Consider the following 2,775-nt stretch of genomic DNA (forward strand, 5'->3'; position numbering starts at 1 on the left):
GCTTGCGGGCGCCTTGTAGAAAAAAGACGAAGGCCGGGAGCGCTACCTCCCGGCCTTCCGTGTCGCGCGGGCGCGTGACGGGGGGACCGTCACGCATCTCGGGCGACAGGGCCAAGAAAACGGCGCCTGCTCGATGGGCGCGTGGTCGAACTCTCCGATGTCCGATGCGGTTTTTGTCGACGCACCTTCCGGCTCTGCCGACCGTGTGATCGCGGCCGACTGTACTGCGGTCCCGTCTGCCGCGCGACCGCGCGCAGGGCAAGTCTTCGCAGGGCAAACCAGCGGCACCGCGAGAGCCCCGAGGGGCGGCTCGATCATCGGGACCGGCAACGGGCCTACCGCGCCCGGCAAAAAGCGCGGCGCGTGATGGATCACCGTGTCGAAAAGTTTGCCCACGGAGCAAACGTGGTCGCGGCCGACGTCCCGCCCGCCTCCGCGGTGGAGGCGCCGTGTGCGTCGGAGAAAAACCACGACGATGACAGGACAAATTCTGGTGACCCTCGCGCCCGAGCGGGAGCGGGTGCGGATGCTCGTGACGAGCGAGGGGAAGGATATGCTCAAGGCCGTGCTCGGCCCGCTGCGCTCAGCTCATCCGCGGGCGGCGGCGACGCTCCTGGAGGGGCTCGCGCTCTGGCACGAGCAGCCGCTCTCCGTTGTGCTGTGTGCGGACGATTCGGTCGATTCATGCGCGTTGGATCTGTACGAAACACTCGGCTTCGGACGGCGCGCGCTTCATTACGAGGTCGGAATCGCGTACCGGCGCCGACGAGGGGCCCACCGTGATCCGCGGCTCTCCCAATTCGGCGACTTCCGCGACCTGCGAAAAATCGGGCTCGGCGAGGTGCTCCGATGACCGTCAGCCAAGAGATGGACGCCGAGATCCGGAGGTTGTTTTTCGCGGAGCACTGGAAGCGCGGGACCATCGTCGTGCAGCTCGGGGTCCACCTCGACGTCGTCAAGCGGGTGACTGGCTCCGTGGGAATGAAGCAGGGGACCGTACGAATGGGTCCGCGGACGCTCGACCCCTACATTCCTTTCATCGACGAGACGCTCGAGCGATATCCGAAGCTCCGCGCCACGCGCATCCTCGACATGATCCGGGGTCGCGGCTATGCCGGCAGCGTCGGCACCCTGCGCCGCTACGTCAAGAAGGCGCGTCCCAAGCCCAAGGCGGAGGCATTCCTCCGCATCGAGACGCTCCCCGGTGAGCAGGCCCAGGTCGATTGGGCCCATGTCGGCGAGCTCGTCGTGCCCGGTGGCAAGCGCCCGCTGTGGGCCTTCGTCATGGTGCTCGCGTACTCACGCGCGAGCTTCGCTGAGCTCGTCCCGAGCCTCGACGTCCATTCGCTCCGGCGCTCGCTCGTGCGCGCGGCAGAGCACTTCGGAGGCCTGCCGCGGCAATGGCTCTTCGACAACGCCAAGACCGTCGTGATCGAGCGGCACGGCGATGTCGCGCGCTTTCATCCCATCTTGCTCGACGTCGCCGCGTCGCTGCACGTGCAACCACGCCTCTGCACACCTGGCAAGCCACACGAGAAGGGCGGTGTCGAGCGCGCGATCCGCTTCTTCAAGGAGCGCTTCTTCGCGGCCCGGAGCTTCCACTCCATCGAGCATGGCAATGCCCAGCTTCGCACCTTCATCGCCGAGATCGCGGACGCAAGACCTCACCCCCGCACGCCAGAGCGCTCCGTGGCTCAGGTCTTCGAGGAGGAAAAGCCACGCCTTTTGTCCTTGCCAAACCCTCTCCCCGACACCGACCTCGTGACCCCCGTCGCGGTGGACAAGACGGCCTTCGTCCGACTCGATACCAATCGCTACTCGGTGCCGCCGGCCTTCGCGAGCCAGTCCCTCACCCTCGTCGCGAGTGATACGCACGTGCGCCTGCTCGACGGGGATCGCGAGGTCGCGCGTCACGAGCGCTGCTGGGGGCGCAATCAATGGCGAGAAGCGCCGGAGCACCGCGCGGAGCTCGTCGAGCAGAAGAAGGCCGCTCGGGATCTGAAGGGCCGCGACAGGCTCCGCGTCGAGATCCCAGCCATCGATGTGCTTTACGAACGCTGGGTCGAGCACGAGCGCAGCCTCGGCGCCATGGTCACGCGCACGCTCGGCCTGCTCGACGCATACGGCCCCGCCGTGCTCCAAAGAGCCGTGGCCCAGATGATCGAGCGCGGTACGCACGATCCCGGCGCGCTCGCCATTCTCTGCGAGCAAGAGCGCCATCAAACGAACGCCGCTCCGCTCGTCCCCCATTTCGCCGACCACGTCCGCGAGCGCGACGTGATCCCCCACGACCTCGGAGGTTACGATGGCTGACCTGCACGAGCAATTGAAGCGCATCGGGCTGCGCTCGGGCCGCGAGCCCATCGATGCCCTGCTCGTCCACGCCCAGAAGAGCAAGCTCTCGCCCGTACAATTCCTCGAAGAGCTCGTCTCGCTCGAACTGCGCGAGCGCGACGCGGCAAACCTCGTGCGTCGAAGCAAAGATGCTGCGATCGGTACCCCAGCGCCCCTCGACCGCTTCGACTGGAACCATCCGCGTGCAATCGATCGCGATCTCTACGAGCATCTTCTCGGGCTCGATTTCCTCGGGCGCGGCGAGAACGTCCTCTTCCGCGGCCCTGCCGGCGTGGGAAAGACGACGCTCGCGAAAAACCTCGGGCTGCGCGCCCTGGAGCGTGGCTACTCGGTCCTCTTCCGCACGCTCCCCGCAGCGCTGGCCGACCTCATGCGCCAGGAATCGATACCCGCGACGGAGCGAAGGCTGCGCCGGTACAC

The 2,775-nt window shown here is 67.0% G+C and carries 3 protein-coding genes; all 3 read left to right on the plus strand.

Annotated features, from left to right (window positions below):
* Positions 1 to 475: 475 nt before the first annotated feature.
* A complete protein-coding gene (locus tag E8A74_RS51515; protein ID WP_136936564.1) occupies positions 476 to 853 on the plus strand; it encodes a hypothetical protein in 378 nt (125 codons plus the stop codon).
* On the plus strand, positions 850 to 2,313 hold the full coding sequence (istA, locus tag E8A74_RS51520) for an IS21 family transposase (protein ID WP_136936565.1): 1,464 nt from the start codon (positions 850 to 852) through the stop codon (positions 2,311 to 2,313). The genes E8A74_RS51515 and istA overlap by 4 nt, the downstream gene beginning before the upstream one ends.
* Positions 2,306 to 2,775: ATP-binding protein (locus E8A74_RS51525; RefSeq protein WP_170230030.1), on the plus strand; the 470-nt coding region annotated here is incomplete at its 3' end. The genes istA and E8A74_RS51525, both read left to right, overlap by 8 nt.

The sequence above is a fragment of the Polyangium fumosum genome (assembly GCF_005144585.1).
Classification (GTDB): Bacteria; Myxococcota_A; Polyangia; order Polyangiales; family Polyangiaceae; genus Polyangium; species Polyangium fumosum.